This is a genomic window from Bradyrhizobium campsiandrae, assembly GCF_014529705.1.
GTDB lineage: Bacteria > Pseudomonadota > Alphaproteobacteria > Rhizobiales > Xanthobacteraceae > Bradyrhizobium > Bradyrhizobium campsiandrae.
In genome coordinates, this window is sequence record NZ_JAANIH010000294.1 from 1 (window position 1) to 379 (window position 379).

A 379-nucleotide genomic window follows, 5' to 3' on the forward strand; every position below is an offset into this window, starting at 1 on the left:
CGATGGAAGCGCGCACGAACTGGGACGGGTCATAGACGATGCTGTAGCTGACCGAGCTGGGGAAGTCGGCCGACAATTCCTTCATCGCCGCACGCACCTGGGTCGAGACATCCAGCGCATTGGCGCCCGGCGCCTGGAAGATGGGGATGGCCACGGCCGGCTTGTTGTCCAGCAGCGAGCGCAGGCCGTATTCGGACGCGGCCAGTTCCACCCGGGCCACATCACCCAGGCGGGTGGTGGCGCCGTCCGGCGAAGCCTTCAGGATGATGTCGCGGAATTCGCCTTCGGTCTTCAGGCGACCCTGGGCGTTGACCGACAGTTGCAGCGGTGTTTCCGGCGAGCTGGGCGAGGCGCCGATCACACCGGCGGCCACCTGTAC

1 protein-coding gene is annotated in these 379 nt (G+C 66.8%); it reads right to left on the reverse strand.

Features of this window, described 5'->3' with window-relative positions; all coding sequences use genetic code 11:
• The coding region (locus G8O24_RS43155) for an efflux RND transporter permease subunit (protein ID WP_188108470.1) at positions 1–379 on the reverse strand (379 nt) is incomplete at both ends.